Genomic DNA, 23,677 nt, shown 5'->3' on the forward strand with positions numbered 1-23,677 from the left:
CGTCGGCAACCCCATGCCATGAGTTCCGTCGCCCCGTTCCAGCCGCAATCGCTCGTCAAGGCGGTCCAGCGCGTCAAGGTTGCCGCCCGAGACGCGGCTCAGCGCTGCGTCGACGCGCTCGGCGTGGCGGCACTGTCGAGCACCCGCGTCTCCGAGCGCGAGGACCTGCTGGCCGCGCAGTTCGAGCTCAGCCGCAAGCAGTCCGCGTTCTCGATGACCTTCAACGAGAAGCTCGACGAGAGCGTCAATAGCGACCTGCGCCGGCTCGAGGGCCATTCCAGGACCAACTCCCGCCTCGGGTCGAACTGGCAGAGCCTGTCGCTGGTGGACGACCGCGAGGTCGAGGTGCAGGTCAGCGCCGAGCGCCTTGCATTGACGCTGCAGCACGAATGCGAGTGGGAATTGCGCGAGCTCGACACGCTGATGATGGGCTTGCTGCACACCGCCCACCGGCCCGACGCCGAGGCGCGCAATCCGCTGCGGGCCGAGGCGATCGGCAAGGCGCTGGTGATGGCCTGCGACACCGTCACCGACCGCCCCGAGGTCCGGCGCCTGCTGGCCGAGCAGATCGCCCGCGCCCTGGCCGGCAGCATGGCCGCCGTCTACGCCGACATCGCCAACGACTTGAAGGCCGCCGGGGTGCGGCCGCCCGAGGTGCAGACCCGGACCACCCAGGGCCCCGGCAACGAGCTGGGGCAGTTCCAGCAGACCGGCTACGACACGCTGGGCCGCCCGGTCGGCCTGGACAGCGTCTCGGGAGGCGACAGCGGCGCCGGGCGCCTGGGCGGCAATGCCTCGTCCGCCGGCCGGCTCGGCCTGGGCGGCGCCGCCAGCGGCTCGGGCTACGGCCATGGCGCCACCATCGGCCAGGTCGACGCCGAGGTCATGACCCTGATCCGGCGCCTGGCCATGCTCGGCAACATCGCCGCCGACACGCAGTACGAGGCCGGCGCCGCCCAGGCGGGCGGCGTGCCCAGCGGCAGCGGCGGCGGCCTCGGCGGCGCCATCGGGCCGGGGGCGCTGTCCAACCTGGCGGGGCTGCCGAACCTGATCCTGGCCAACCGCGAGGAACTGCGCCGCACCGCCACGGGCGCCCTCGATCACATGGTGATCGACGTCGTCGGCAGCCTGTTCGACCAGATCCTCGCCGATCCGAAGATCCCGCCGCAGATGGCGCGCCACATCGCGCGGCTGCAGCTGCCGGTGCTGCGTGCCGCCCTCGGCGACCCGACCTTCTTCTCGTCGCGCCGCCACCCGGTGCGCAAGCTGGTCAACCGCATCGCTTCGCTGGCGGTGGCGTTCGAGGACTTCTCCGACGGACCCGGCCAGCATTTCCTCGACCTGGTGCGGCAGCTGGTCGACGAGATCGTCGGCGGCGACTTCGACCAGATGCTCGTCTACGAGCAGACGCTGGACAAGCTCGAGGCCTACGTCGCCGACCAGGCCAAGAAGGACGTCGAGTCGCAGAGCAAGGCCACCACCCTGCTGGACAGCCGCGAGACGGAGCTGCTGCTGCAGCAGCGGTTCACGCAGCAGCTGCAGGCCGCCCTGGCGCCGGTGACGCTGGACGACTTCCTGCGCCAGTTCCTGACCCAGGTCTGGAGCCAGGCCCTGATGAAGGCGGCCCATCAGCACGGCGCCGACAGCGACCTCGTCAGGCGCTTCCGCATCGCCGGCCGCGAGCTGGTGATGAGCGTGCAACCCAAGGGCGCGCCGCCCGACCGCAAGGCCTTCCTGCAGCGCCTGCCGCAGCTGATGAAGGACCTCAACGAGGGCATCGCGCTGATCGGCTGGCCCGAGGCCGCCAAGAAGGACTTCTTCGCCAAGCTGCTGCCCGCCCATGCCGCCGCCCTGAAGGCCGGCGAGTCGATGCGCACGCTGGACTACAACCTGCTGTCGCGCCAGCTCGACGCCATCATGGGCACCTCGCTGCCCCGGCCCGAGGACGCCGTGCGTGGCGCGAGCGCGATCCCGGTGCTCGAGGACGTCGTCTCCGAGCCCTTCACCGCCGAGGAGGCGCGGCGCATCGGCCTGGTCGAGGAAAGCGCGATCGACTGGGACGGACAGGTCGACATCGACCTGTCCGCCGAGGAGGCCGAGCCCGAGGTGTCGGACCTCGACATCAACATCGACGGCCTGCCGCACCCCGAGCCGGTGGAACCCACCAAGGGCGCCTCGCTGGCCGACCACGTGCAGATCGGCTTCTCGTACCGCATGCACTTCGAGGGCCAGTGGCACAAGGTGCGCCTGTCGCACATCAGCCCGGGGCGCACCTTCTTCGTGTTCACGCGCGGCAAGCTGCACCAGCACGCCATCTCGATGACGGCGCGCATGCTCTACCGCCTGTGCGAAACGGGCCGCCTGCGCGCCTTCGAGAACGCCTACCTGATCGAGCGCGCCACGGCGCGGGCGCGCAAGCAGCTCGCCGCGCTGCGCACCGGCGGCCTCAGCACCACCGCCGCCCCGCTCACGCGGTTCTGAGCGCGCGCCGGGCCCAGGCGATCGCCGCCTGCAGGCTCGACGGGTCGGCCACGCCGCGCCCGGCAATGTCGAACGCCGTGCCGTGGTCGGGGCTGGTGCGCACGAAGGGCAGGCCCAGCGTGACGTTCACGCCGTGCTCCACGCCGAGGTACTTCACGGGGATCAGCCCGTGGTCGTGCGTCATCGCCACCACCACGTCGAACTCGCCGCGCCGCGCGCGCATGAACACCGTGTCGGGGGCGAACGGCCCGTGAGCGTCGATGCCTTCGGCGCGTGCTGCGGCAATGGCCGGCGCGATGAGGCGCTGCTCCTCGTCGCCGAACAGGCCATCCTCGCCGGCATGCGGGTTGAGCCCGGCCACCGCGATGTGCCGCCCGGCGCCGCTGCGCTGCGTGATGCGCAGGGTGTCGAGCACGGCGTCGAAGGTGACGGCGTCGATGGCGCTGCGCAGCGACTGGTGGATGGTGACCAACACCACGCGCAGCTCGTCGTTGGCCAGCATCATGCGCACCGGCACGCCGCCGGCCACCGCCTGCAGCATCTCGGTATGGCCCGGGAAGTTCACGCCCGCGGCGGCCAGCGCCGCCTTGTGCACCGGCGCGGTCACGAGGCCGGACGCCCTGCCCTGCAGCACGGCATGCGCCGCCGCATCGATGCAGGCCGCCGCCGCCGCGCCGGCGCGGGCGTCGACCTGCCCCCAGGGCAGCATCGCCAGTGCGGCGTCGTCGAGCCCGGGCGGCTGCCACACCGGCAGACAGCGCGGCGGGCAGCGGGCGGCATCGGCCGGCGCCTCCAGGCGCGCCACCGGCCAGGGCTGCGGCAGCAGGGACATCGCCCGGCGCATCGTGTCCACATGCCCGGCCACCGCGCAGCCGGCCGCGGCGTCGTTGCAGAACGCCCGCGCCACGATCTCGGGCCCGATCCCCACGGGATCGCCCATCGTCAGCAGCAGCGGCAGGCCGGCTTGCACCATGGGTCGATTGTCGCCGCCGGTGCCGGCGGGATTCATGCCGGGTTGGCGACCTCGACGAAGCGGTGCTCGAGGCCGAACTGCTCGGCCACCGCGGCCGCCACGGCGGGCGCGCCGAAGCACTCGGTGGCATGGTGGCCGCAGGCCAGGAAGGCCACGCCCGTCTCGCGCGCGAGGTGCGCCTGCGGCTCGGAGATCTCGCCCGTGACGAAGGCGTCCACGCCCGCGGCGATGGCGGACTCGAAGTACGACTGCGCCCCGCCCGTGCACCAGCCCACGCGCACCAGCGGCCGCCCGTCGCCCGGCACCACCAGCGGGGCACGTCCGAGGGCGGACTGCACCCGCGCCGCCAGCGCGTCGAGCCCGGGCACGGACGCCGGGCCGGCGAAGCCCAGATCCTGCTCGCCGAAGCGCGCATCGGCCACCAGCCCGAGCCGGGTGCCGAGCTGGGCGTTGTTGCCCAGCTCGGGGTGCGCATCCAGCGGCAGGTGATAGGCGAACAGGTTGATGCCGTGGGCCATCAGCCGACGCACGCGCTCGGCCAGCCAGCCCACCAGCCGGCCGTCGTGTCCGCGCCAGAACAGGCCATGGTGGACCAGCAGCGCGTCGGCCTGCCAGTCGATGGCCGCGTCGATCAGCGCCAGGCTCGCGGTCACGCCGGACATCAGGCGCCGCACCTCGGGCCGGCCCTCGACCTGCAGGCCGTTCGGCCCATAATCCTTGAAGCGCTCCACCGCCAGCAGCGTGCCCAGGTGGTTCTCGATCTCTGTGCGCGTGGCCATCGTCCCGCCTTCGTCAGCCCCACATGCGCCGACTCTGGTTGATCTTCTCGCAGGCCGTCACCGTGGCACTGGCCCTGCTGTTCGTGGTGGCCACGCTCAAGCCGGAATGGCTCGACCGCGCGCCGGGCCAGATGTTGCCGCAGATCGTCTCGATCGCGGCCGTGCCCTCGGGTGGCACGGCGGCGGCGGCTGCGTCCGCCCCCGCCGGCAGCCTGGCCGGGGCCGCCCGGCGCGCCGCGCCCGCGGTGGTCAGCATCGCCGCCAGCAAGGCTGCCGCGCGCAACCCGCACGGCGACGACCCCTGGTTCCGCTTCTTCTTCGGCATGCGCGGCGTGCCGCAGGGCGCCGAGCCGCAGCGCGGCCTGGGCTCGGGCGTGATCGTCTCGCCCGAGGGCTACCTGATCACCAACCACCATGTCGTCGACGGCGCCGACGAGATCGAGGTCCAGCTCGCCGACGGCCGTCAGGCGCAGGCGCGCGTCGTGGGCACCGACCCCGAGTCCGACGTGGCCGTGCTGCGGATCGACCTGCCGCGCCTGCCCGCGATGGTGTTCGGCAACTCGGACGCGCTCCAGGTGGGCGACCAGGTCCTGGCCATCGGCAACCCGTTCGGCGTCGGGCAGACGGTCACCGCCGGCATCGTCAGCGCGCTCGGGCGCAACCAGCTCGGCATCAACACCTTCGAGAACTTCATCCAGACCGACGCCGCCATCAACCCCGGCAATTCCGGCGGTGCGCTGGTCGACGCGCAGGGCAACCTGGTGGGCATCAACACCGCCATCTTCTCGCGCTCGGGCGGCAGCCTGGGCATCGGCTTCGCCATCCCCGCCGCCACCGCGCGCAGCGTGATGGAGGGCCTGGTGAAGGACGGCCGCGTGGTGCGCGGCTGGATCGGCGTGGAGCCGCGCGATCTCACCCCCGACCTCGCCGAGTCGCTGCGACTGCCGGTGCGCAGCGGCGTGCTGATCACCGGCGTGCTGCAGGACGGCCCGGCCAGCCAGGGCGGCATCAGGCCCGGCGACGTCGTCACCCGCATCGGCGACAAGGCGGTGGCCAACACCGCGGAACTGCTCAACGTGGTGGCCTCGCTGCCGCCGGGCAGCGAGGCACCGATCGCGCTGCAGCGCGGCGAGCAGGCGCTCGACCTCAAGGTGCGCGTGGCGCAGCGTCCGCCGCGCCAGGCCGCCCGCCCGCAGGGCCGCTAGGCCGCCAGGCCGGGCGGCCCGCCCGGCACACTTCACACGCACTTCACACGGCCCTCGAAGAGGCTTCCTAGGCGTTTCACCGCCGCGCGCGAACCTGCCCGCATGCCACCACGCGGTGGCCCACAGCGCAGCAAGGAGAGCGTGCATGACCTTCCGGGAGTTCCATCTGTTGCGGCCGCACTCGCAGGTCGGCCGCGTCGTCCTGGCCATCGCCGGGTCGATCTTCGCGGCGCTGTTGCTGGTGGCCTGGGCACCGGCCTGGGCCGACGACTCGCAGGCTCCGGCCCCCGAGGGGCCCTACTTCCAGGTCGCCAGCGACGACCCCTCGCTGGACCGGCTGCCGCTCAAGCGCACCCGCGTCGACGCGCGCATCGTCGGCCCGATCGCCGACGTCACCGTGACCCAGGTCTACCGCAACGAGGGCCGACGCCCGATCGAGGCGCGCTACGTGTTCCCGGGCTCGACGCAGGCGGCGGTGCATGCGATGCAGGTGCGCCTGGGCGACCGCGTGCTGCAGGCCCAGATCCGCGAGAAGCAGCGGGCCCGGCTGGAGTTCGACGCGGCGCGGCGCGAGGGCAAGACCGCGGCGCTGCTGGACCAGCACCGCCCGAACGTGTTCCAGATGAGCGTGGCCAACATCCTGCCCGGCGACGAGGTGGTGGTCGAGCTGCGCTACACCGAGCTGCTGCTGCCCACCGAAGGGCGCTACCGATTCGTCTACCCCACCGTGGTCGGCCCGCGCTACCAGGCGCCGCGGGCCGAGGGCGAGCCGGCCGGCACGCGCCTGCCGGCCACCGCCCACCTGCGCCAGGGCGTGCCGTCCAACACCGCACTCGACCTCGCGGTGCGCTTCGCCTCGCCGCTGCCGGTGGCCGACCTGCGCAGCGACACGCACCGCATCGAGGTGCAGGCCGAAGGCAGCGGCCGGGCCGAGGTGGCACTGGCCGACGACGGCGCCGGGGCGGCCGACAACCGCGACTTCGTGCTCGACTTCCGCCTCGCGGGCGACGCCACCGCTGGCGGCCTGGCGCTGTTCCAGGGCGCCCCGGGCGGGGAGAACTACTTCCTGGCCCTGGTCGAGCCGCCGCGCGCCGTGGCGCCGGCGCAGATCAACCCGCGCGAGTACGTGTTCGTGGTGGACATCTCGGGCTCGATGCACGGCTTTCCGCTCGACACCGCGCGCCAGCTGCTGCGCCACCTGATCGGCAGCCTGCGCGCCAGCGACACGTTCAACGTGATGCTGTTCTCCGGCAGCAACCGGATGCTGTCGGACCGCCCGGTGCCGGCCACGCGCGCCAACGTCGAGCGCGCCATCGCCACCATCGACCAGATCCGCGCCGGCGGCAGCACCGAGATCGTGCCCGCGCTCGAGCGCATCGCGGCCCTGCCCAAGAACCCGGAGGTGGCGCGCACCGTGATCGTGGTGACCGACGGCTACGTCACGGTCGAGGACCGGGTGTTCCAGCTGGTGCGGCGCAACCTCGGCAACAGCAACGTGTTCGCCTTCGGCATCGGCAGCTCGGTCAACCGGCACCTGATCGAGGGCATCGCGCGCGCCGGCCAGGGCGAGCCCTTCATCGTGACCAACCCGCGCCTGGCCCAGGCCCAGGCCGAGCGCCTGCGCCGCATGATCGACGCCCCGGTGCTCACCAGCGTGAAGGCCCGCTTCGAGGGCCTGGACGTCTACGACGTCGAGCCGGCGCGGCTGGACGGCCTGCCCGACGTGCTCGGCGGGCGCCCGGTGGCCCTGGTCGGCAAGTGGCGCGGTGCGCCGCAGGGCCAGCTCGTGCTGCAGGGGCAGACCGCCGCCGGCGACTGGCAGCAGGTGGTGCCGGTGTCCGCGCCCGACGCCCAGGCGCAGGCACTGCGCCTGCTGTGGGCGCGCCAGCGCATCCAGCAGCTGTCCGACGAGGAAGCGCTCGTGGGCGGCGACGCCCGGCGCGACGCGATCACCACGCTCGGCCTGCAGCACGGCCTGCTCACGCAGTACACGAGCTTCATCGCGGTGGACCACGTGGTTCGCAACCCGGACGCCGCGCACACCACGGCGGTGAACCAGCCGCTGCCGCTGCCCCAGGGCGTGAGCGAGAACGCGGTCGGCGGCGTCGGTGCCGCGGTGCCCAGCACGCCGGAGCCGGCCGCATGGCTGGCCCTGCTGGTGGTGCTGGGCCTGGTGGCGGTGGGCGTGGCGCACGCGCGCCGCCACGGCTAGGAGGGACGCACCATGTCGATGGCCCAGACCACGTCCTGCGATCCGGTGCGGCTCGGTGCGCCGGCCTGGCTCGCGCTGCATGCCGCGGCCCTGTGGCCGCACGGCCTGTGGGCCGCGCGCCGGCTCGCCGACGGCTCCGACGACCCGCTCGGCGTGGCGGCCCTGGCCGCGCTCGGCCTGTGGCTGTGGCTGGCGCGCGGCAGCCTGCGCGTCCTGCCGCGCCTGCCCTGGCTCGGTGTCGCCGCCGCCCTGAGCGCGGCCGCCACCGCCGCGCTGTTCATCGCCCCGCCGCTGCCGGCGGCGGGCCTGGCCACGCTGGCGCTGGCCGCCCACCTCGCCGCCTGGCTGCCGGACCGTTCGCCCCGGCTCGCGCTGGCCGGGCTGATGCTGCTGACCCTGCCGCTGGTGGCGTCGCTGCAGTTCTACGTCGGCTACCCGCTGCGCGTCTTCACGGCACAGTTCAGCGCGTGGCTGCTGCAGGCCGTCGGCGTGGCGGCCGAACGCAGCGGCGCGTCGATGGTGGTGGCCGGCCAGCTCGTCATCGTCGACGCGCCGTGCTCGGGCGTGCAGATGGCGTGGCTGGGCTACTTCGCGGCCTGCGCGGTGGCGGCGTTCACGTCGCGCCGCGACGCCGTGCTGGCGCGCCGCCTGCCGCTGGTGGGCCTGGCCGTGCTGTGCGGCAACGTGCTGCGCAACACGCTGCTGGTGGCACTGGAAGCCCGGCCCGGGGGCCTGTCGCCGCTGGCGCACGAGGCCATCGGCCTGGGCATGGTGCTGATGGTCGTGGTGCTGGTGGTGCGCCTCGTGGCCCCGGCCCGGGCACGGGCGGGAGCGCGCGCATGAGCCGCCGCTCGATGCTTCACGGCGCGCGCTGGCGCGACCGCTGCGCCCAGCACTGGCCGCAGGCCCTGACCGCCCTGCTGCTGTGGTGCGCGATGCTGCCGCTGGCGCTGGGCCCCGGCGCCGGCAGCGCCGCCACGGGCGCGGCATCGTCGGCGCAGGCCGCCGACGAATGGCCGCTGCAGTGGCAGGGCCAGCCGCTGCGGCCGCTGGCGCTGTCGGAGGTGGAGCGCCGCTTCGCGGACCGCTTTCCCGGCCGCATCGCCCGCTTCGCCGTCGAGGGCACCGGCGAGCTGGTGCTGCGCGACGTGAGCCGGCCCACGCGCATGCTGCATCCGGCCACCGACTGCTGGCGCGGCATCGGCTGGCGCGTGCAGTCGGCACGGCTCGAACGCGACGACGACGGCGCGCTCTGGCGCTGCTTCGAGGCCCACCGCGACGGCCGACGCGTGCGCGTGTGCGAGCGCATCGTCGGCGCGGACGGCCAGTCGTTCACCGACGCGTCGGCCTGGTACTGGACCGCCGCCCTCGGGCGCAGCCAGGGCCCCTGGCGCGCCGTCACCCACGTCACCGCCCTGGAGGCCCCATGAGCCGATCCACCCCTGTCCTGCGCCGCTTCGCGCTGGGCCTGCTGGCCCTCGCGGGCCTGGCCCTGCTGCTGGCGGCCGCCCTGGCCGCAGTGGCCTGGCGCGCCACCGCCGCCCGCGACGGCCAGTGGTCCGTGCGTCTGCACGCCGAGCTGTGGGGCCACCGCATCGAGCACGACGCCAGCGTGGCCGTGCTGGCGCGGCTGGCCACGCATCCGCTGGCGCAGCCGCTGCTCGACGGCCGCCGCCTGCCCACGGCGCACGGACACTGGCGCGCCAGCGCGCGCCCGGACGGCGCGCTGGCACTCGACTGCGCGCCGTGCAGCCTGGTGCTGCCGGCGCTCGGCCCGGTGCCGCTGACGGTGGACCGTGCCGGGCTGGTGGTGCGGGCCGAGGGTGCCGACCGCTATCGCGGCACGCTGGAGATCGGCCCGGCGCCGCAGGCGCTGCGGCTGGACTGGCGCGGCCGCTTCGACAGCGCGGGCCGCGAGTTCCGGCTCGACGCCGCGCTGCCGCGCACGCCGCTGGCGCATGCGGTGCGGGCCCTGGGCCGCGACCTGCCCGAGCGCGACCGCGTCCGCGTCGGCGGGTCGGTCGCGATGACGCTGGACGCGCGCTGGCCGCAGGGCACCTGGCGCCTGAGGCCGCAGGTCGACGGCTTCGTCGTGGACGGCCTGGGCACCGAGCGGCTGCTCGACCTGCAGCGCCCGGTGGCCTGTCGCGTCGACGCCGACGCGGGCGTGCCCACGCTCGAGGGCTGGCTGCCGCGCGCGGTGATCGCGGCCGAGGACCAGCGCTTCATGGAGCATCCCGGCTACGACCTCGCGGCCATGGTCGACGCCCTGCAGCACAACCAGCGGCCGGGCACGGCCCTCGTGGGGGCGAGCACGCTGACCCAGCAGCTGGCCAAGATCACCTTCGCCGGCGACGAGAGGAGCGCGGCGCGCAAGCTGCGCGAGCTGCTGTATGCGGTGGAGATGGAGCGCACGCTCGGCAAGGCCCGCATCCTGCAGCTGTACCTGGCGCTGGCGCCCTGGGGCGACGGCGTGTGCGGCGCCGAGCGGGCCGTGCGGGTGCACCTCGGCCAGCGCGATGCGTCGGCGGTGGGGCCGGTGGCGGCGGCCTGGCTGGCCAGCCTGCTGCCCGCGCCCGACGCCTACCTGCACGCGGAGCAGGCCCGCGGCGAGGTGGACCATGCCCGCGTCGAGCGCGTGCTGCAGGCGATGCGGCCGATGCGGCCCGAGCGGCGCGAGAAGGCGCTGGCGCAGCTGCCCTACTGGACCCCGCCGGCGATCGACCGGCCGCGACCGCCCGCGCCCCCGCCGGCCCCCTAGGTGCGCTGCGCCGCGCGCCCGGCGTCTGCCCGACACTGCCGATCACACTCCTTACCGGGCCGCATCGAAGCGGTGGTGGCACGATCGGGTCCAATCGCCGCTTCGCACCGCCGCCTGCCTCCGGGCCCGGATGCGCACAACGAGAAGGTCCCGATCGTGAACTTCCAAGCCGCTGCCCGCCGCATCGCCCTGCGGTCGTCCGCCGTGCTGGCCGCCCTGCTGGCCGGCGCCTGTTCCACCACGCCCACGGCGCCGGCCGGGGCTCCGGCGTCCACCCCGGGCGTCTACACCGCGCCGGCCGGCACGCCGCCGGCCCCGGGCACGCCGGGCACGGCCGCACCGACGGCGCCGCCGGCGGTGCTGAGCCCGGTGGCCACCGAGCAGCGCTACTTCGAGGACTGGTTCCGCGGCACCCCGGTCGTGATCGCGGCCCAGCCCAACCACACGCTGGCCGTGGACGTGCCGCTGGCCAACTCGTTCGACGCCGGCAAGGCCGACATCAAGCCGGCCCTGGGCGCGGTGCTCGACCGCGTGGCCGAGAGCCTGCGCCGCCAGGCCGGGGCCCGTGTCACGGTGGGGGCGCCTGCCGATGCCGGCGCGCCGGCGAGCCTGGCCCGGGCACGCGCCGAACGCGTGCGCGAGCACCTCGTGTCGCGCCGCATCGCGGCGCCGCGCATCGCGCTCGGCGGCCCGGTGCGCGCGGGCGGCGCGGTGCAGTTGCGGCTGTCGATCCCCCCGCCGGCGTTCCCCGCGGCGGTGTCGCGCGCGTCGCCCTCGACCGTGGTGCCGGCCGAGCGCGTCGCGCCCGTGGCGTCGAACCGGCCCTAGCCCGCAGACGCTCGCGCCGGGCGGCGGCCCGTCAGGCCGCTTCCAGCGACGTGAACAGCGGGTCGTGCACGCCGCGCGGCCGGTAGGCCGAGACGCGGCGCGCGATGGCGGCGATGTGCTCCGGCGTGGTGCCGCAGCAGCCGCCGACGATGTTGACGAAGCCGCTGCGGGCGAACTCCTCGATCAGGCCGGCGGTCACCTCGGGCGTCTCGTCGAAGCCGGTCTCGCTCATCGGGTTGGGCAGGCCGGCGTTGGGATAGCACGACACGAAGGTGTCGCCCGCCACCTTGGCCAGCTCCTCGATGTAGGGCCGCATCAGCGCGGCGCCGAGGGCGCAGTTCAGGCCGATGGCCAGCGGTCGCGCGTGGCGCACCGAGTGCCAGAACGCCGGCACCGTCTGCCCCGACAGGATGCGGCCCGACGCGTCGGTCACGGTGCCCGACACGATGACCGGCAGCCGCTCGCCGGTGGCTTCCATCAGCTCGTCCAGCGCGAAGATCGCGGCCTTGGCGTTGAGCGTGTCGAAGATCGTCTCGACCAGGAACAGGTCGGCGCCGCCCTCCAGCAGGCCCGAGGCCTGCTCCAGGTAGGCCGCGCGCAGCTGCTCGAAGCTGACGTTGCGCGCGCCGGGGTCGTTGACGTCGGGGCTGATGCTGGCGGTGCGCGGCGTGGGGCCGAGCGCGCCGGCCACGAAGCGCGGCTTGTCCGGCGTGGACGCCGCCAGCGTCGAGGCCTTGGCGATGCGGGCCGCCTCGACGTTCATCTCGCGCGCCACGTGGGCGAGGCCGTAGTCCTCCTGCGCGATCGACGTGGCGCCGAAGGTGTTGGTCTCGATGATGTCGGCGCCGGCGGCGAGGTAGGCGTCGTGGATCTCGCGCAGCACGTCGGGCCGCGTGAACTGCAGCAGCTCGTTGTTGCCCTTCAGGTCCTTCCAGTGGTCGGCGAAGCGCTGGCCGCGGAAGTCGGCCTCGCCGAGCTTGTAGCGCTGGATCATGGTGCCCATGGCGCCGTCGATCATCACGATGCGGCGCGCCAGCAGCGCGGGCAGTTCGGCGGCACGGGTGTAGGGCACTGGGGGCTTCATGCGAACATTGTAGGTAGCCATGAAACACCTGACCCCCGTCGAGGCGCATGCCTTCGTGAAGTCCCGCCCCGACGCGCTGTTCGTCGACGTGCGCATGGAGATCGAGTACCTGTACGTCGGCCACCCCCCCGGCGTGGTCCATGTGCCCTGGTACGAGTACCCGCAGATGCAGGCCGACCCCCAGGCCTTCGTGGCCCAGGTGGCCCGCGAGGCCGGCGGCGACCGCAACCGGCCGGTGGTGCTGCTGTGCCGGTCGGGCAAGCGCACCATCGACGCCGGGCAGGCCCTGGAGGCCGCCGGCTTCACCGAGGTGATCAACGTGCTGCACGGCTTCGAGGGCGAGCTCGACGAGCACTTCCAGCGCGGGCGCCTGAACGGCTGGCGCCACGACGGCCTGCCCTGGGAACAGCTCTAGGCGCGGCCTACTGCAGGGTGCGCGGCGTGCGCGGCGGCATCACGCCGGCGGCGGACGCCGACTCGATCGGCGTCAGCGCGCCCGCCTCGCCGGACGCCCACAGCGCCAGCCGCTGCGGCGGCATCGGCCGCGCGAACAGGTAGCCCTGGAACTCGTCGCAGCCCAGGCCGGACAGGATCTCGCACTGGCGCTCGGTCTCGACGCCTTCGGCCACGACGCGCAGGCCGAGGGCGTGGGCCAGGCGGATCACCGCGTCCACCACCGCCATCGCGTCGCTGGACAGACCCAGGTCGCCGATGAAGCTGCGGTCGATCTTGAGCTGGCGCGCCGGCAGCGTGCGCAGGTAGGCCAGGCTGGAATGGCCGGTGCCGAAGTCGTCGATCGCCAGCGACACCCCCGCACGCGCCAGCTGGGCGAAGGCCCGCATCGTGGCCTGCGTGTCCTCCATCGCCACCGTCTCGGTGATCTCGAACGTGACCAGGGACGGGTCGACGCGGTACGCCTCGAACGACTGGCGCACGCGCTGCACCAGGTCGTCCTGGCGCAGCTGCTGCGCCGACAGGTTGATCGCCACGCGGATGCGCAGGCCCTGGTCGTCCCAGCGCCGGATCTGCCGGCAGGCCTCGTCGATGACCCACTGCCCGATGCCGCCGATGAGGCCGAAGCGCTCGGCCACCGCGATCAGCTCGGACGGCCCCACGGCGCCGCGGATCGGATGCTGCCAGCGCACCAACGCCTCCACCCCGGTCATCGTGCGCGTGCGCGCGTCGACCTTGGGCTGGTAGAACAGCTCGAGCTGGCCGCGCTCGACGGCCCCGCGCAGGTCGGTCTGCAGCTCGAGCTGGTCGCTCGCCTCCAGCCCCATGCGCGGCTCGAAGAAGGCGTAGGTGGAGCCGCCGGTGCGCTTGACGGCGAACATCGCCGCGTCGGCGTTGGCGATCAGGCGCGTAGTCGGCCCGTGCTCCGGGAACATCGCGATGCCGATCGAGCACGACAGCCGCACCTCGCTGGCCCCCGTCAGGGCATAGGGCGCCATCAGCGCATGCAGCGCCCGCTGCGCCGCGGCGGCCGCGGCCTCGGGCGACCCCGGCCGCGACAGCAGCAGCAGGAACTCGTCGCCGCCGGCGCGGGCGGCGAGGTCCGGCGCCTGCGTCACGCGCGCCAGGCGCTGGCCCACCTCGCGCAGCACCTCGTCGCCGGCGGCATGGCCGAAGGTCTCGTTGACCGCCTTGAAGCCGTCGAGGTCGATGAACAGCACCGCCATCGCGCCGGGCTCGCGGCCCACCCGCGCCCGTGTGCGGTCGAGCTGCTCCTCGAAGTGCAGGCGGTTCGGCAGGCCCGACAGCGCGTCGCTGTAGGCCAGTTCCTCCAGGCGGCGGTTGGCGGTCTGCAGCGATCCGGCCAGCGCACTGGCCCGGCGGCCGCCGCGCGAGTCCACCAGCGCCGACAGCACGGCCAGCACCACCACCACGCCCGCGAACACCATCACCACGCCGGCCAGCCGCGGGTCCACCGCGTCGGGGGGCGACAGCGGCAGGCCGGCCCCGCCCGATTCCAGCGGCGCGGCTCGCAGCGCCACGCCCTGGGCCAGCAGCAGGGTCACGGCGAAGACCATCATCCCGGCCACCCGCTGTGCCGGCTCGCCGCGCAGCCGGTGCAGGCGCGGGCCGTCCAGCAGCAGCAGCGCGCCGCCGAGCCCCGGCAGCAGGATCGCCAGCGCGCCCACCACGGGCGCGGCCTCGATGCGGTCCCAGCGCGGCGGCGGCACCAGCGACGCCCCGGCTGCGACGAACACCGCGGCCAGGGTCGGCACCAGGAACAGCAGCAGCGCCGCCACGGACACCCGCGGCCGCGGCATCCAGCGCGCCACGAACAGTGCCATCGCCACGCCGGCCACGCCCGCGCCCCAGGACAGCACGAAGGGCAGCATCTCGAACCAGGGGGCGGCGCCGGGCTGCACCTGGCGCCAGGCCAGCAGCTGCAGCAGCCACAGGCCGGTGCCGATGGCCACCGAGCCCCCGAAACCCCAGCCGACCGCGACGACCCAGTCGTCGGTGCGCGCCTTGCGCAGTGCGTGGGTCAGCAGCCCGGCCAGCGCCACCCCGAGCCCCAGCAGCGCGGCGGCCACCGGCACGGTGAGCGACTGCACGTCGGGAACGGGAGTGACCAGGGACATCGGTACGTCAGGGGCTGCAGGCGGCCCTCGACGGGCCCCGCATTGTGGTCGAACCCGCCCCCGGCCGCCCCGGGGCGGCTCCCCCGGTTCAGGGTGAGGCCGAGAAGCCGATGCCGCGCCGTTCGCGCACGCCCGGCTTGACGCGGTGCTCGCTCTCGAGCTGCGCCAGGAACTCGTCGGGCTCGAACGGCGCACCGAGGATGTCCACCTGGCGCTGCACGGCGGCGAAGTCGCCCGGGACGAGCTGGTCGAGCGCGCCCAGCCGCGAACGCTGCTCGGCCGAAAGCCGCGACGCGTCGCCGCCCAGGGCCTCGGCCGCGAACATTGCCTCGCGCTGCACCGCGGTCAACGGGCGGAAGCGCACCTTGAACGTGAAGCGCCGCAGCGCGGCCTCGTCGAGCTCGTCGAACAGGTTGGTGGTGCAGATGAAGAGGCCCGCGAAGCGCTCCATGCCCTGCAGCATCTCGTTGACCTCGGTCACCTCGTAGGTGCGCTCGGCACGCTGGCGGCTGCGCAGGAAGCTGTCGGCCTCGTCGAGCAGCAGCACGGCGCCCTCGGACTGCGCCTCCTCGAACATCCGGGCCATGTTCTGCTCGGTCTCGCCGACGAACTTGCTCACCAGGTCTGACGCCTGACGCACCAGCAGCGGCCGCTGCAGTGCCGCCGCGATGTGCTCGGCCAACGCCGTCTTGCCGGTGCCCGGTGGGCCGTGGAAGCACAGCGTGCCGTGGCCGCGGCGACGCAGCGCCTCGACGATGGCCGGCACCTCGAAGCGCGACTCCACGTTCAGCAGCGACAGGTCGTACTGCGTGACCGCCGGCCGCGCCCGGGCGTCCTTGCGCGCCTGGCCGAGCGCCTTGTCGGCATTGGCGAGCTGGCGCTCGATCAGCGATTCCACCGCCCCGGGCTCGGACGAGGCGAGCTGGGCGAAGCGCACCGCGGTGCGGATCTGCGCCGGCGTCAGGCCACGCCGCTCGGCCAGCCGCGCCGCGAACTCGGTGCCCACGCCGACGCCTTCGAGCGCGCGCGCCACCAGGGCTTCGCGCGCGCCGGGCGGCGGCGACTTCAGTTCGAGGTGGTACTGGAAGCGGCGCCGGAACGCCGGGTCGATCTGCTCGATGCGGTTGGTGACCCAGATCACCGGCACCGGGTTGGTCTCCAGGATCTGGTTCACCCAGGCCTTGCCGCTGACGCTGGCGGTGGGCGTGGCGTCGGTGGCGTCCAGCCGCGCCAGCAGTTGGGCCGCGTCGGCCGACACCGGCGGGAACACGTCCTCGACCTCGTCGAACAGCAGGGCCACGCCGGGGCTGTTCTTCAGGAACACCTGGCTGATCTGCAGCGAGCGGTAGCGGTCGCGGCCGGACAGCGAATTGCCGTCGCGGTCGGCGTACTCCACCTCGAACAGCTCCAGCCCGGCGGCCTGCGCGCACACGCGCGCCAGCTCGGTCTTGCCGGTGCCCGGCGGACCGTACAGCAGCACGTTGACGCCGGCCGCGCGCCGCTGCACGGCCTGCGCCAGCAGCGTGGTCAGCACGGCCACGTCGTCGGCGACATAGGCGAAGTCGCCGGCCGTCAGCGCGCTCTTGGCCGAGGGCCGGGTGAACACCGCCATCAGGTCGGCCGGCGCCTTGTACTCGCGCATCAGCACCGGCGGCAGCTGCTCGCTGACCTTCATCAGGTCGGCCAGATCGGTGATGTTGTGCTCGGAGATCAGGTTCTCGACCATGCCGGTGCGTTCCAGGCGCGACCCGGCGCGAAGCGCCTCGGCCACCTCCTGCTCGTTGACGCCGGCCACCGAGGCGATCGCCGCATAGGCCTCCTGCGCACTGGCGACCTTGAACTCCACCAGCAGGCCGCGCAGCTCGCGCTGGTAGCGCGCCAGCGTGCCGTACAGCAGCAGCGCACGCTCTGCGGCATTGAGCTGCAGCAGGCCGGCCAGCGCGTCGATGTTCTTCTGCACCAGCGTCGATTCGCGCTTGAGCGAGCGCTCGAGCCAGTCCGACGTGGCCCCGAGCACCGCGAGCAGGTCCTTCGGCGCGTCCTTCACGTACTCGTCGATGTAGAAGAACAGCGTGCCCTCCTCGTAGGGCCCGCGCCAGGCGCCGTGGCGCGCCATGAAGGCGTCGTCGGACAAGGCCTCGTGGCCGGCCCACTGCGGATTGCCCTTGCAGCGCCGGCCGAGGAACTCGCGCAGCCGGTGCAGCACCGTCGGCGGCCACGCCAGGTGCCGACCGGTCAGCGTGAGCAGGTTCGACCAGTCGCGCCGGAAGTTGAAGCGCCCGGCGTTCTTCAGTGTCAGCGCCAGCACGAACTGCGAGCACATGCGGTCGAGCACCGGGGCCTCGCGCAGCGAGGGCGACAGCACGACGGCGGCGGTGGAGCGGCTCTTCACGGGCACGGGCTCCCGGGTGGACGTGCGCGCCATCTTGGCGCGGCTGCCGCGGGCCGGCAAGGCCCGCGACGCGACGAAATGTCAGTGCAGCACCAGGGGCTGCTGGGCCATCGCGCCGAAACGGCCGATGTAGGCGTCGAGTTCCTCTTCGGTCGGGCCCTGTTCGACGAGCGCGTCGACGCCGGCCTTGAACTGCGCCGCCAGGTCGCCCTCGAGGAAGATCTCCTTGCGCGCGAACTTGTCGACGATCTCGTAGCCGCCGCGCACCGGCGCACCGGCGTCGGCGTCGGTCTCGAATTGAACGACGGTGAAGTTGTCCGAGTTGTAAAGCATGAGCATGGCTGCAAGCGCCTCCTCGTCGCCACTTGGGACCACCAACGCGGAGTTCAAGGTCCGGTTGACCCGGCGTCGAGCCTCAGTTCGAGCGGCGGTCCGCCTTCGGGCTGCGTCAGCACGGCACGCAGGGGCAGGTGCGACCGCGACGGATCGAGCCAGATCTCCACCTGCGTGTCGCGCGGGCGGCGGGCCTCGCGCAGCAGCTTCAGCGCCGGGCGGCCTTCCACCGCGTCGCCGCCTTCGACCGCGAAGGTCCAGACCTCGGCCCCGCCACGCGCACCGACCACCATCAGCACCACGCGGCTGCCCCGCACGAAACGTTCCGGCGCCGCCTCGATCACGGCGCCCAGCTGCACCAACCAGCCCAGGCGGTCCTGCACGCCGGGCAGCAGCGGCAGCACGTGCGTCGGCCCGGAAAAGGTGATCTTGCCCGCGTCGCGCTGGAAGTTGGCCGCCTGCTGGTCGCGCCCGCGACGTCGGATGGCGAACCGCTCCGGCGCCAGGCCGTGCGCGTCCACCATGCCCTGGCTGGCCCAGTCCAGCACGGTCAGGCCGGCGATGCGGCCTTCCAGCCGCACCTCGTAGCGCCCGTCGGTCCCGGGCGCCCAGGTGAGGTCGGCTTCGCCGACGGCCAGGCCGCGCTGCAGCTGATAGCGCCAGCGACCGGCAGCCGGCAGCCGCGTGGCGTACACCGGCAGGTCGACCGCGCCGGCCCCGTCAACGGCGGCCCGTCGCACGGCCGGCGGCGCGGTCTCGGTCGGCTCGGACGCCGCCGGGGCGGGCGGCAAGTCGGCGGCCACCACGGGCACGGCCTCCTGCGGGCTGGACGCCGGTGGCGTCGGCGGCGCCGGTGGCGAAGCGGCTCGCGCCGGGCGCGGCGTGGCGGGCGGCGCGGCCCCAGGGGGCCGGGCCGCCTCGGCGGGGGCCGGGGGCGCCGCCGCCGCCACGCTGCGCACGTTGAGCCGCGGCGGTATGGCGGGCGTGTCGTCCGGGTCGATCCAGGCCGGCGCCAGCGCCACGAACAGCAGCGCGTGCGCGGCCACCACGCCCAGCGTGGCCAGGGCGAGCCAGCGGCCACGCCGGCGGCGGGGCGGATCGGACGACAATCGGGGCACCATGAAACTCGCCACCCTCAAGGACGGGTCGCGCGACGGCCAGCTGGTCGTCGTCTCGCGCGACCTCACGACGGCGCATTTTGCGACCGGCATCGCCCACCGCCTGCAGCAGGTGCTCGACGACTGGAACTTCCTGTCGCCGCAGCTGCAGGACCTGTACGTCACCCTCAACCAGGGCAAGGCGCGCCACGCCTTCGAGTTCGTGCCGCAGATGTGCATGGCGCCGCTGCCGCGCGCCTACCAGTGGGCCGACGGCTCGGCCTACATCAACCACGTGGAGCTGGTGCGCAAGGCCCGCAAGTCCGAGGTGCCCGAGAGCTTCTACACCGACCCGCTGATGTACCAGGGCGGCAGCGACGACTTCCTCGGCCCCTGCGACGACGCGCCCTTCGCCAGCACCGACTGGGGCATCGACTTCGAGGCCGAGATCGCCGTGATCACCGCCGACGTGGCCAACGGCGCCACGCCCGAGCGCGCGCTCGACGGCGTGCGCCTGATGATGCTGGCCAACGACTGGAGCCTGCGCAACCTGATCCCGGCCGAGCTGGCCAAGGGCTTCGGCTTCTTCCAGAGCAAGCCGGCCACCGCCTTCAGCCCGGTGGCGGTGACGCCTGACGAGCTGGGAGATGCCTGGCAGGGCGGACGCGTGCACCTGCCGGTCACGTCCACCTGGAACGGCAAGCGCGTGGGCCATTGCGACGCCGGCCCGGAGATGACCTTCCACTTCGGCCAGCTCATCGCCCACATCGCCAGGACGCGCAATGTGCGCGCCGGCTCGGTGGTCGGCTCGGGCACGGTGAGCAACAAGGACTGGACCCACGGCTACTCGTGCATCGCCGAGAAGCGATGCATCGAGACCATCGAGGGCGGCGAGCCGAAGACGCCGTTCATGCAGTACGGCGACACCATCCGCATCGAGGTGAAGGGCCGCGACGGCCAGTCGGTCTTCGGCGCGATCGAGCAGAAGGTGGTGCCGGCGGCCGCAGGCTGAGCCTGCGACGCGCCCGGACGGCCGGCTTGGCGCGCCGGCGCCGGTGTCAGCGCTTGCGCGCGGCCGGCTTCTTCGGTGCCGGCTCCGCCGCACCGCCCTGGGACATCGCCTCGGACAGCCCCACCAGCACGCCGCTGGCCATCGCGGCGTAGCTCTCGGCCAGCACGGTGGCCGCGCGCACGCCGGCATTGCGGGTGGACTTGATCGCCGCGCCCATCTGCTCGGCGAACTCCTCGGCGGTCCTGGCGGCCGACAGGCCGGCCATCGAGCCGCCCGCCTGGAGCTTCTCCATCGCCTGCTGCCAGGGCGCGGCCATCGGCCCGGCCGCCGAGGCGGCCTTCTTCACGGCGCCGATCAGCAGGTCGTCGAACTTGTCGAGGTCGTCGATGGCCTTCTTGAGATGCTTCTCGCGCAGGTCCACGCCGCGGTCGGCGAACTGCCGCAGCGCGGTCTGGTTGGCCTGCACCGCCTTGAGCAGCGCAGCGTCCATGCCCGCCACCGCCTTGTCGAGCATGCCCTCGACGGCCTCGCCGCCGAGCGGGTTCTTCGCCGCGCCGGCGCTCACCGCCTTGGCCACCGAGTCGAGCGACGAGCGGATGTTGGCCAGCGTGAGCTCGCGGCCGCGCAGCGCGGCCAGCGTGGCGTCGGTGACGGCCTTCTGCAGGCGGGCGCTCTGCGTGGCGCTCGCGTTCTCGAACATCGAGATCAGGGCATCGGGGTCGAAGGCGCGCTGGGGCATGGCCGGAGTCTCCTCGTGGTGGTGCCCCGATGCTCGCACCGCCGCGGCGGCGCCGCAAGCGCGGCGCTTGCGGTCGATCAGTCGATCAGCGGGTCGGCGATCAGTCGAACAGGTCGGGCTGGGTGCGCACCAGCTGGTCGTAGATCGTCTGGAAGTGCAGCCAGCCGATGTAGTCGCTGCCGACATGCTCGCGGCTGAAGCGGCTGCGCTGCTCGGGCACGAGCACCGGCGCATGGCCGCTGGCGTCGACCAGCAGCTGCTGGTGGCAGCAGCGCTCGAGCGCGATGAACCAGAACGCCGCCGACTCGATGCCGTGCTGGCTGCAGGTGAACAGGCCGTGGTTCTGGTGGATGACCGCCTTGACGCCCTTGAAGTGGTCGGCCACCGACAGGCCGGCGCGCTCCTCCACCGCCACCTGGCCGGCCTCGCTGCGGATCACGGCGTGGTCCTCGAAGAACGCCGCCGCGTCCTGCGTGATCGGCGCCAGCGGCCGCCCGAGCGCGGCATAGGCCGTGCCGTACAGCGTGTGGGCATGGCACATCGCCATGATCTCCGGATGCGCCTCGTGCACCGCCGCGTGCAGCACGAATCCGGCGCGGTTGACCGCGTATTCGCCCTCGACCACCTTGCCGGCATGGTCCACCAGGATCAGGTTGCTGACCTTGACGTTGGAGAAGTGGACGCACATCGGGTTGGTCCAGTACAGCTCCGGGTGCTCCGGGTCGCGCACGGTCAGGTGGCCGGCGAAGCCGTAGTCGAAGCCCTGCAGCGCGAAGGCCCGGCAGGACGCGGCCAGGCGCTCCTTGCGGTGGCGCCGCTCCTCGGCGGGCGTGGCGAAGCTGGGCAGTTCGGGGAACTTCAGCCCCTCCTGCGTGGGCTGGTAGACCGACTCGCGCTTGCGCGCCGGGGCGGCTGCGGGCGTCGTGGCGGGGCGGGCAAGGGTGTCCTGCATGGCGCGGGCCTTCGGCGGGAAGTCGAAAACCGCGAATCTAGGCTTGGCGGGCGCGCCCGCCAAGCCCGCCTGCGCGATAGCTGCTATCGCCCGCGGCAATGGATCGCCGCGGCGCGGGCCCAGGTCGGCGCCGGGCTCAGGGCACGGTCCATGGCGGCGTGGCGAACACCGACCCGAGGTAGTCGACGAAGGCGCGCACCCGCGGCACCGGCTCGCGCTCGGGCAGGAACACCGCGTGGATCGCCGTGTCGTCGCGGGCCTGGAAAGGCACCAGCAGCGGCACCAGGGCGCCGCGCCGGATGGCCGGCAGCGCCAGGTGCTCGGCCAGCCGCATGATGCCCAGGCCGGCGATGCACATCTGGTAGAGGACGGTGCCGTCGTTGCTGCGCAGGCGCCCCTGCACCGGCAGCTCCAGCGGACGGCCGTCGACCACGAAGGGCCAGCGGTTCAGGTGGTCGAGCGGGCCGTCCCAGAGCAGGCACTCGCGGCCGGCCAGGTCCTGCGGCGTGGCCGGCTCGCCGTGCGCGGCCACGTAGGCCGGCGACGCCACCACCACCCGCTGCAGGCGGCACAACGTGCGGCTCCTCAGCGACGACGGCGCCAGGCGGCCCATGCGCACCGCGACGTCGAAGTGGTCTTCCAGCAGGTTGGCCGTGGCGTCGGACAGCGACAGCCGCAACGCGATGCGCGGATGCGCTGCCAGGAACGCCGGCAGCCGCGGCAGCACCTGGTCGGTGCCGAAGGCGCGCGGCGCGGTCACACGCAGTTCGCCCGACGGCTCGCCCGAGCGCAGCGCGGCCTCGGCCGAGTCCACCTCGTCGATCAGGCGGCGGCACGACGCGAGGAAGGTCTCGCCCTCGGGTGTGAGGCGCTGGGTGCGGGTGGACCGGTGCAGCAGCTTGACGCCGAGCCGGCGCTCCAGCGCGGTGACGGTCTCGCTGACGAAGGGCTGGCTGGTGCCCAGCAGGTGCGCCGCGGCGGTGAAGCCGCCGGTCTGCGCCACGGCGCAGAACACGCGCATCTCCAGCAGGCGGTTGTCTTTCATGGGCAGCCGGGCAGGCGCGGTAGGCCGTGTTGGGATCGAACCAACGACCAAAGGATTATGAGTCCTCTGCTCTGACCGACTGAGCTAACGGCCCGCGAGGCCATTCTAGGCAGCGCAGGCACGCGGCCCCGGGAAGATCCTGTTCAGCGCTGGCCGCTGAGGGCGTTGCTGACCAGCTTGGAGGTGATGTCCACGATCTGGATCATGCGGTCGTAGGGCATGCGCGTGGGACCGATGACGCCCAGCGTGCCGACCACCTGGCCGTCCACCTCGTAGGGGGCGCTGACGATGGACAGCTCCTCGTAGGGCACCACGCCGGACTCGCCGCCGATGTAGATGCGCACGCCCTCGGCGCGACTGGACACGTCCAGCAGGCGCATCAGCTCGGTCTTCTGCTCGAACAGGTCGAACAGCTTGCGCAGCGAACCGAGGTCCTGACCGAAGTCCTGCACCGCCAGCAGGTTGCGCTCGCCGCTGACCACGACCGGATCGCTCTCGGCCATCGCCTCGGTACCGGCCTGCACCGCGGCCTGCATCAGCGACGCGATCTCGGTGCGCAGCGATTCCACCTCCTGCTGCAGCCGCTCGCGCACGGCGTCGATGGTCAGGCCGGCGTAGTGCGAGTTGACGAAGTTGGCCGCCTCCACCAGCTCGGACTGGGTGTAGTCGCGCGCGGTGACGATGACGCGGTTCTGCACGTCGCCGTCCGGCGCCACCAGGATCAGCAGCACGCGGCGCTCGGACAGGCGCAGGAACTCGATGTGGTGGAACACGCTGGCCTTGCGCGGCGCGGTGACCACGCCGACGAAGCTCGACAGGCTGGACAGCATCTGCGCCGCATGGGCGATCACGCGGCCGGGCTGGCCGGCCTGCAGCTGCTCGCGCGCGCCGGCACCGAACTGGGCCTGCAGCGATTCCAGCGGCCGCGCGGTGAGCATGGTGTCGACGAAGACGCGGTAGCCCTTGGCGGTGGGGATGCGGCCGGCGCTGGTGTGCGGGCTGACGATCAGGCCCATCTCCTCCAGGTCGGCCATCACGTTGCGGATGGTCGCCGGCGACAGCTCCAGCCCCGAGGCACGCGACAGCGTGCGCGAGCCCACGGGGGTGCCCTCGGCGATGTACAGCTCCACCAGGGTTTTCAGCAGGGACTTGGCGCGATCGTCCATGGAGTTGAATTTACCGCGCCTCGGGCG

The 23,677-nt window shown here is 73.4% G+C and carries 20 protein-coding genes and 1 tRNA gene; 9 read left to right on the plus strand and 12 right to left on the minus strand.

Annotated elements, in window-relative coordinates; translation table 11 throughout:
* Positions 1 to 18 precede the first annotated feature (18 nt).
* Positions 19 to 2,481, plus strand: coding sequence for a DUF1631 family protein (locus AC2EAQ_RS07270; RefSeq protein WP_484641330.1), 2,463 nt, complete (start codon positions 19 to 21; stop codon positions 2,479 to 2,481).
* Here the strand turns inward: AC2EAQ_RS07270 and pdxA are convergent.
* Positions 2,468 to 3,454, minus strand: a complete 987-nt coding sequence (gene pdxA, locus AC2EAQ_RS07275; RefSeq protein ID WP_484641333.1) for a 4-hydroxythreonine-4-phosphate dehydrogenase PdxA — start codon at positions 3,452 to 3,454, stop codon at positions 2,468 to 2,470. The two genes, AC2EAQ_RS07270 and pdxA, sit on opposite strands and share 14 nt — an antisense overlap.
* Before the next feature lie 32 nt (positions 3,455 to 3,486).
* Positions 3,487 to 4,233 (minus strand): Nif3-like dinuclear metal center hexameric protein, encoded by a 747-nt coding sequence (locus AC2EAQ_RS07280; RefSeq protein WP_484641335.1) that lies wholly within the window; start codon positions 4,231 to 4,233, stop codon positions 3,487 to 3,489.
* Between the two features lie 23 nt (positions 4,234 to 4,256).
* Here AC2EAQ_RS07280 and AC2EAQ_RS07285 point away from each other — a divergent pair, with 23 nt between their 5' ends.
* From AC2EAQ_RS07285 to AC2EAQ_RS07310, 6 genes are all read left to right on the plus strand, one after another.
* Positions 4,257 to 5,438 (plus strand): S1C family serine protease, encoded by a 1,182-nt coding sequence (locus AC2EAQ_RS07285; RefSeq protein WP_484641340.1) that lies wholly within the window; start codon positions 4,257 to 4,259, stop codon positions 5,436 to 5,438.
* Between the two features lie 145 nt (positions 5,439 to 5,583).
* Positions 5,584 to 7,650: a VIT and vWA domain-containing protein gene (locus AC2EAQ_RS07290; protein ID WP_484641343.1), complete on the plus strand. Its 2,067-nt coding sequence runs from the start codon at positions 5,584 to 5,586 to the stop codon at positions 7,648 to 7,650.
* A 12-nt stretch (positions 7,651 to 7,662) separates the two neighbouring features.
* A complete protein-coding gene (xrtQa, locus tag AC2EAQ_RS07295) occupies positions 7,663 to 8,493 on the plus strand; it encodes an exosortase Q (protein ID WP_484641345.1) in 831 nt (276 codons plus the stop codon).
* Positions 8,490 to 9,080: an exosortase Q subunit 2 gene (gene xrtQb / locus AC2EAQ_RS07300; RefSeq protein WP_484641348.1), complete on the plus strand. Its 591-nt coding sequence runs from the start codon at positions 8,490 to 8,492 to the stop codon at positions 9,078 to 9,080. Before xrtQa ends, xrtQb begins: the two co-directional genes overlap by 4 nt.
* Positions 9,077 to 10,411: a transglycosylase domain-containing protein gene (locus tag AC2EAQ_RS07305; RefSeq protein ID WP_484641351.1), complete on the plus strand. Its 1,335-nt coding sequence runs from the start codon at positions 9,077 to 9,079 to the stop codon at positions 10,409 to 10,411. Before xrtQb ends, AC2EAQ_RS07305 begins: the two co-directional genes overlap by 4 nt.
* A gap of 156 nt (positions 10,412 to 10,567) precedes the next feature.
* The gene (locus AC2EAQ_RS07310; protein WP_484641354.1) at positions 10,568 to 11,239 is read left to right on the plus strand and encodes an OmpA family protein; all 672 of its coding nucleotides are present in this window, start codon (positions 10,568 to 10,570) and stop codon (positions 11,237 to 11,239) included.
* A gap of 31 nt (positions 11,240 to 11,270) precedes the next feature.
* Here AC2EAQ_RS07310 and AC2EAQ_RS07315 read toward each other — a convergent pair whose 3' ends face one another.
* Positions 11,271 to 12,323 (minus strand): homocysteine S-methyltransferase family protein, encoded by a 1,053-nt coding sequence (locus AC2EAQ_RS07315; RefSeq protein ID WP_484641358.1) that lies wholly within the window; start codon positions 12,321 to 12,323, stop codon positions 11,271 to 11,273.
* Between the two features lie 19 nt (positions 12,324 to 12,342).
* On the opposite strand from AC2EAQ_RS07315, the gene AC2EAQ_RS07320 reads away from it, so the two are divergent.
* Positions 12,343 to 12,738 carry a rhodanese-like domain-containing protein gene (locus AC2EAQ_RS07320; RefSeq protein WP_484641361.1) on the plus strand — a complete coding sequence of 132 codons (396 nt, stop codon included), beginning with the start codon at positions 12,343 to 12,345 and terminating at the stop codon, positions 12,736 to 12,738.
* Between the two features lie 7 nt (positions 12,739 to 12,745).
* Here the strand turns inward: AC2EAQ_RS07320 and AC2EAQ_RS07325 are convergent, their stop codons facing one another.
* The 4 genes from AC2EAQ_RS07325 to AC2EAQ_RS07340 all read right to left on the minus strand — a co-directional run bounded on the left by AC2EAQ_RS07325 (position 12,746) and on the right by AC2EAQ_RS07340 (position 18,748).
* Positions 12,746 to 14,914 (minus strand): putative bifunctional diguanylate cyclase/phosphodiesterase, encoded by a 2,169-nt coding sequence (locus tag AC2EAQ_RS07325; RefSeq protein ID WP_484641364.1) that lies wholly within the window; start codon positions 14,912 to 14,914, stop codon positions 12,746 to 12,748.
* Between the two features lie 88 nt (positions 14,915 to 15,002).
* Positions 15,003 to 17,306, minus strand: a complete 2,304-nt coding sequence (locus tag AC2EAQ_RS07330) for an ATP-binding protein (protein ID WP_484641368.1) — start codon at positions 17,304 to 17,306, stop codon at positions 15,003 to 15,005.
* 81 nt (positions 17,307 to 17,387) lie between these two features.
* Positions 17,388 to 17,645, minus strand: coding sequence for a BTH_I0359 family protein (locus tag AC2EAQ_RS07335; protein WP_484641372.1), 258 nt, complete (start codon positions 17,643 to 17,645; stop codon positions 17,388 to 17,390).
* Between the two features lie 47 nt (positions 17,646 to 17,692).
* On the minus strand, positions 17,693 to 18,748 hold the full coding sequence (locus tag AC2EAQ_RS07340) for a DUF3108 domain-containing protein (RefSeq protein WP_484641376.1): 1,056 nt from the start codon (positions 18,746 to 18,748) through the stop codon (positions 17,693 to 17,695).
* Between the two features lie 10 nt (positions 18,749 to 18,758).
* Here AC2EAQ_RS07340 and AC2EAQ_RS07345 point away from each other — a divergent pair, with 10 nt between their 5' ends.
* Positions 18,759 to 19,748 carry a fumarylacetoacetate hydrolase family protein gene (locus tag AC2EAQ_RS07345; protein WP_484641380.1) on the plus strand — a complete coding sequence of 330 codons (990 nt, stop codon included), beginning with the start codon at positions 18,759 to 18,761 and terminating at the stop codon, positions 19,746 to 19,748.
* Positions 19,749 to 19,794: 46 nt separating this feature from the next.
* On the opposite strand, the gene AC2EAQ_RS07350 is transcribed toward AC2EAQ_RS07345, so the two are convergent.
* The 5 genes from AC2EAQ_RS07350 to hrcA all read right to left on the minus strand — a co-directional run bounded on the left by AC2EAQ_RS07350 (position 19,795) and on the right by hrcA (position 23,650).
* Positions 19,795 to 20,487 carry a DUF6781 family protein gene (locus AC2EAQ_RS07350; RefSeq protein ID WP_484641383.1) on the minus strand — a complete coding sequence of 231 codons (693 nt, stop codon included), beginning with the start codon at positions 20,485 to 20,487 and terminating at the stop codon, positions 19,795 to 19,797.
* A gap of 100 nt (positions 20,488 to 20,587) precedes the next feature.
* The gene (locus AC2EAQ_RS07355) at positions 20,588 to 21,439 is read right to left on the minus strand and encodes a class II aldolase/adducin family protein (protein ID WP_484641385.1); all 852 of its coding nucleotides are present in this window, start codon (positions 21,437 to 21,439) and stop codon (positions 20,588 to 20,590) included.
* Positions 21,440 to 21,575: 136 nt separating this feature from the next.
* Positions 21,576 to 22,484, minus strand: a complete 909-nt coding sequence (locus AC2EAQ_RS07360) for a LysR family transcriptional regulator (protein WP_484641388.1) — start codon at positions 22,482 to 22,484, stop codon at positions 21,576 to 21,578.
* Positions 22,485 to 22,504: 20 nt separating this feature from the next.
* Positions 22,505 to 22,578, minus strand: a tRNA-Ile gene (locus tag AC2EAQ_RS07365).
* Positions 22,579 to 22,627: 49 nt separating this feature from the next.
* Positions 22,628 to 23,650 (minus strand): heat-inducible transcriptional repressor HrcA, encoded by a 1,023-nt coding sequence (gene hrcA, locus AC2EAQ_RS07370; RefSeq protein WP_484641390.1) that lies wholly within the window; start codon positions 23,648 to 23,650, stop codon positions 22,628 to 22,630.
* Positions 23,651 to 23,677: the final 27 nt, after the last annotated feature.

This window comes from Aquabacterium sp. T101, assembly GCF_057219775.1.

Excerpts from the sequence above, each read along its gene's own strand:
- AC2EAQ_RS07270 (WP_484641330.1), top strand. The coding sequence starts at position 19 with ATGAGTTCCGTCGCCCCGTTCCAGCCGCAATCGCTCGTCAAGGCGGTC.
- pdxA (WP_484641333.1), bottom strand. The coding sequence starts at position 3,454 with ATGGTGCAAGCCGGCCTGCCGCTGCTGCTGACGATGGGCGATCCCGTG.
- AC2EAQ_RS07280 (WP_484641335.1), bottom strand. The coding sequence starts at position 4,233 with ATGGCCACGCGCACAGAGATCGAGAACCACCTGGGCACGCTGCTGGCG.
- AC2EAQ_RS07285 (WP_484641340.1), top strand. The coding sequence starts at position 4,257 with ATGCGCCGACTCTGGTTGATCTTCTCGCAGGCCGTCACCGTGGCACTG.
- AC2EAQ_RS07290 (WP_484641343.1), top strand. The coding sequence starts at position 5,584 with ATGACCTTCCGGGAGTTCCATCTGTTGCGGCCGCACTCGCAGGTCGGC.
- xrtQa (WP_484641345.1), top strand. The coding sequence starts at position 7,663 with ATGTCGATGGCCCAGACCACGTCCTGCGATCCGGTGCGGCTCGGTGCG.
- xrtQb (WP_484641348.1), top strand. The coding sequence starts at position 8,490 with ATGAGCCGCCGCTCGATGCTTCACGGCGCGCGCTGGCGCGACCGCTGC.
- AC2EAQ_RS07305 (WP_484641351.1), top strand. The coding sequence starts at position 9,077 with ATGAGCCGATCCACCCCTGTCCTGCGCCGCTTCGCGCTGGGCCTGCTG.
- AC2EAQ_RS07315 (WP_484641358.1), bottom strand. The coding sequence starts at position 12,323 with ATGAAGCCCCCAGTGCCCTACACCCGTGCCGCCGAACTGCCCGCGCTG.
- AC2EAQ_RS07320 (WP_484641361.1), top strand. The coding sequence starts at position 12,343 with ATGAAACACCTGACCCCCGTCGAGGCGCATGCCTTCGTGAAGTCCCGC.
- AC2EAQ_RS07325 (WP_484641364.1), bottom strand. The coding sequence starts at position 14,914 with ATGTCCCTGGTCACTCCCGTTCCCGACGTGCAGTCGCTCACCGTGCCG.
- AC2EAQ_RS07335 (WP_484641372.1), bottom strand. The coding sequence starts at position 17,645 with ATGCTCATGCTTTACAACTCGGACAACTTCACCGTCGTTCAATTCGAG.
- AC2EAQ_RS07345 (WP_484641380.1), top strand. The coding sequence starts at position 18,759 with ATGAAACTCGCCACCCTCAAGGACGGGTCGCGCGACGGCCAGCTGGTC.
- AC2EAQ_RS07350 (WP_484641383.1), bottom strand. The coding sequence starts at position 20,487 with ATGCCCCAGCGCGCCTTCGACCCCGATGCCCTGATCTCGATGTTCGAG.
- AC2EAQ_RS07355 (WP_484641385.1), bottom strand. The coding sequence starts at position 21,439 with ATGCAGGACACCCTTGCCCGCCCCGCCACGACGCCCGCAGCCGCCCCG.
- AC2EAQ_RS07360 (WP_484641388.1), bottom strand. The coding sequence starts at position 22,484 with ATGAAAGACAACCGCCTGCTGGAGATGCGCGTGTTCTGCGCCGTGGCG.
- hrcA (WP_484641390.1), bottom strand. The coding sequence starts at position 23,650 with ATGGACGATCGCGCCAAGTCCCTGCTGAAAACCCTGGTGGAGCTGTAC.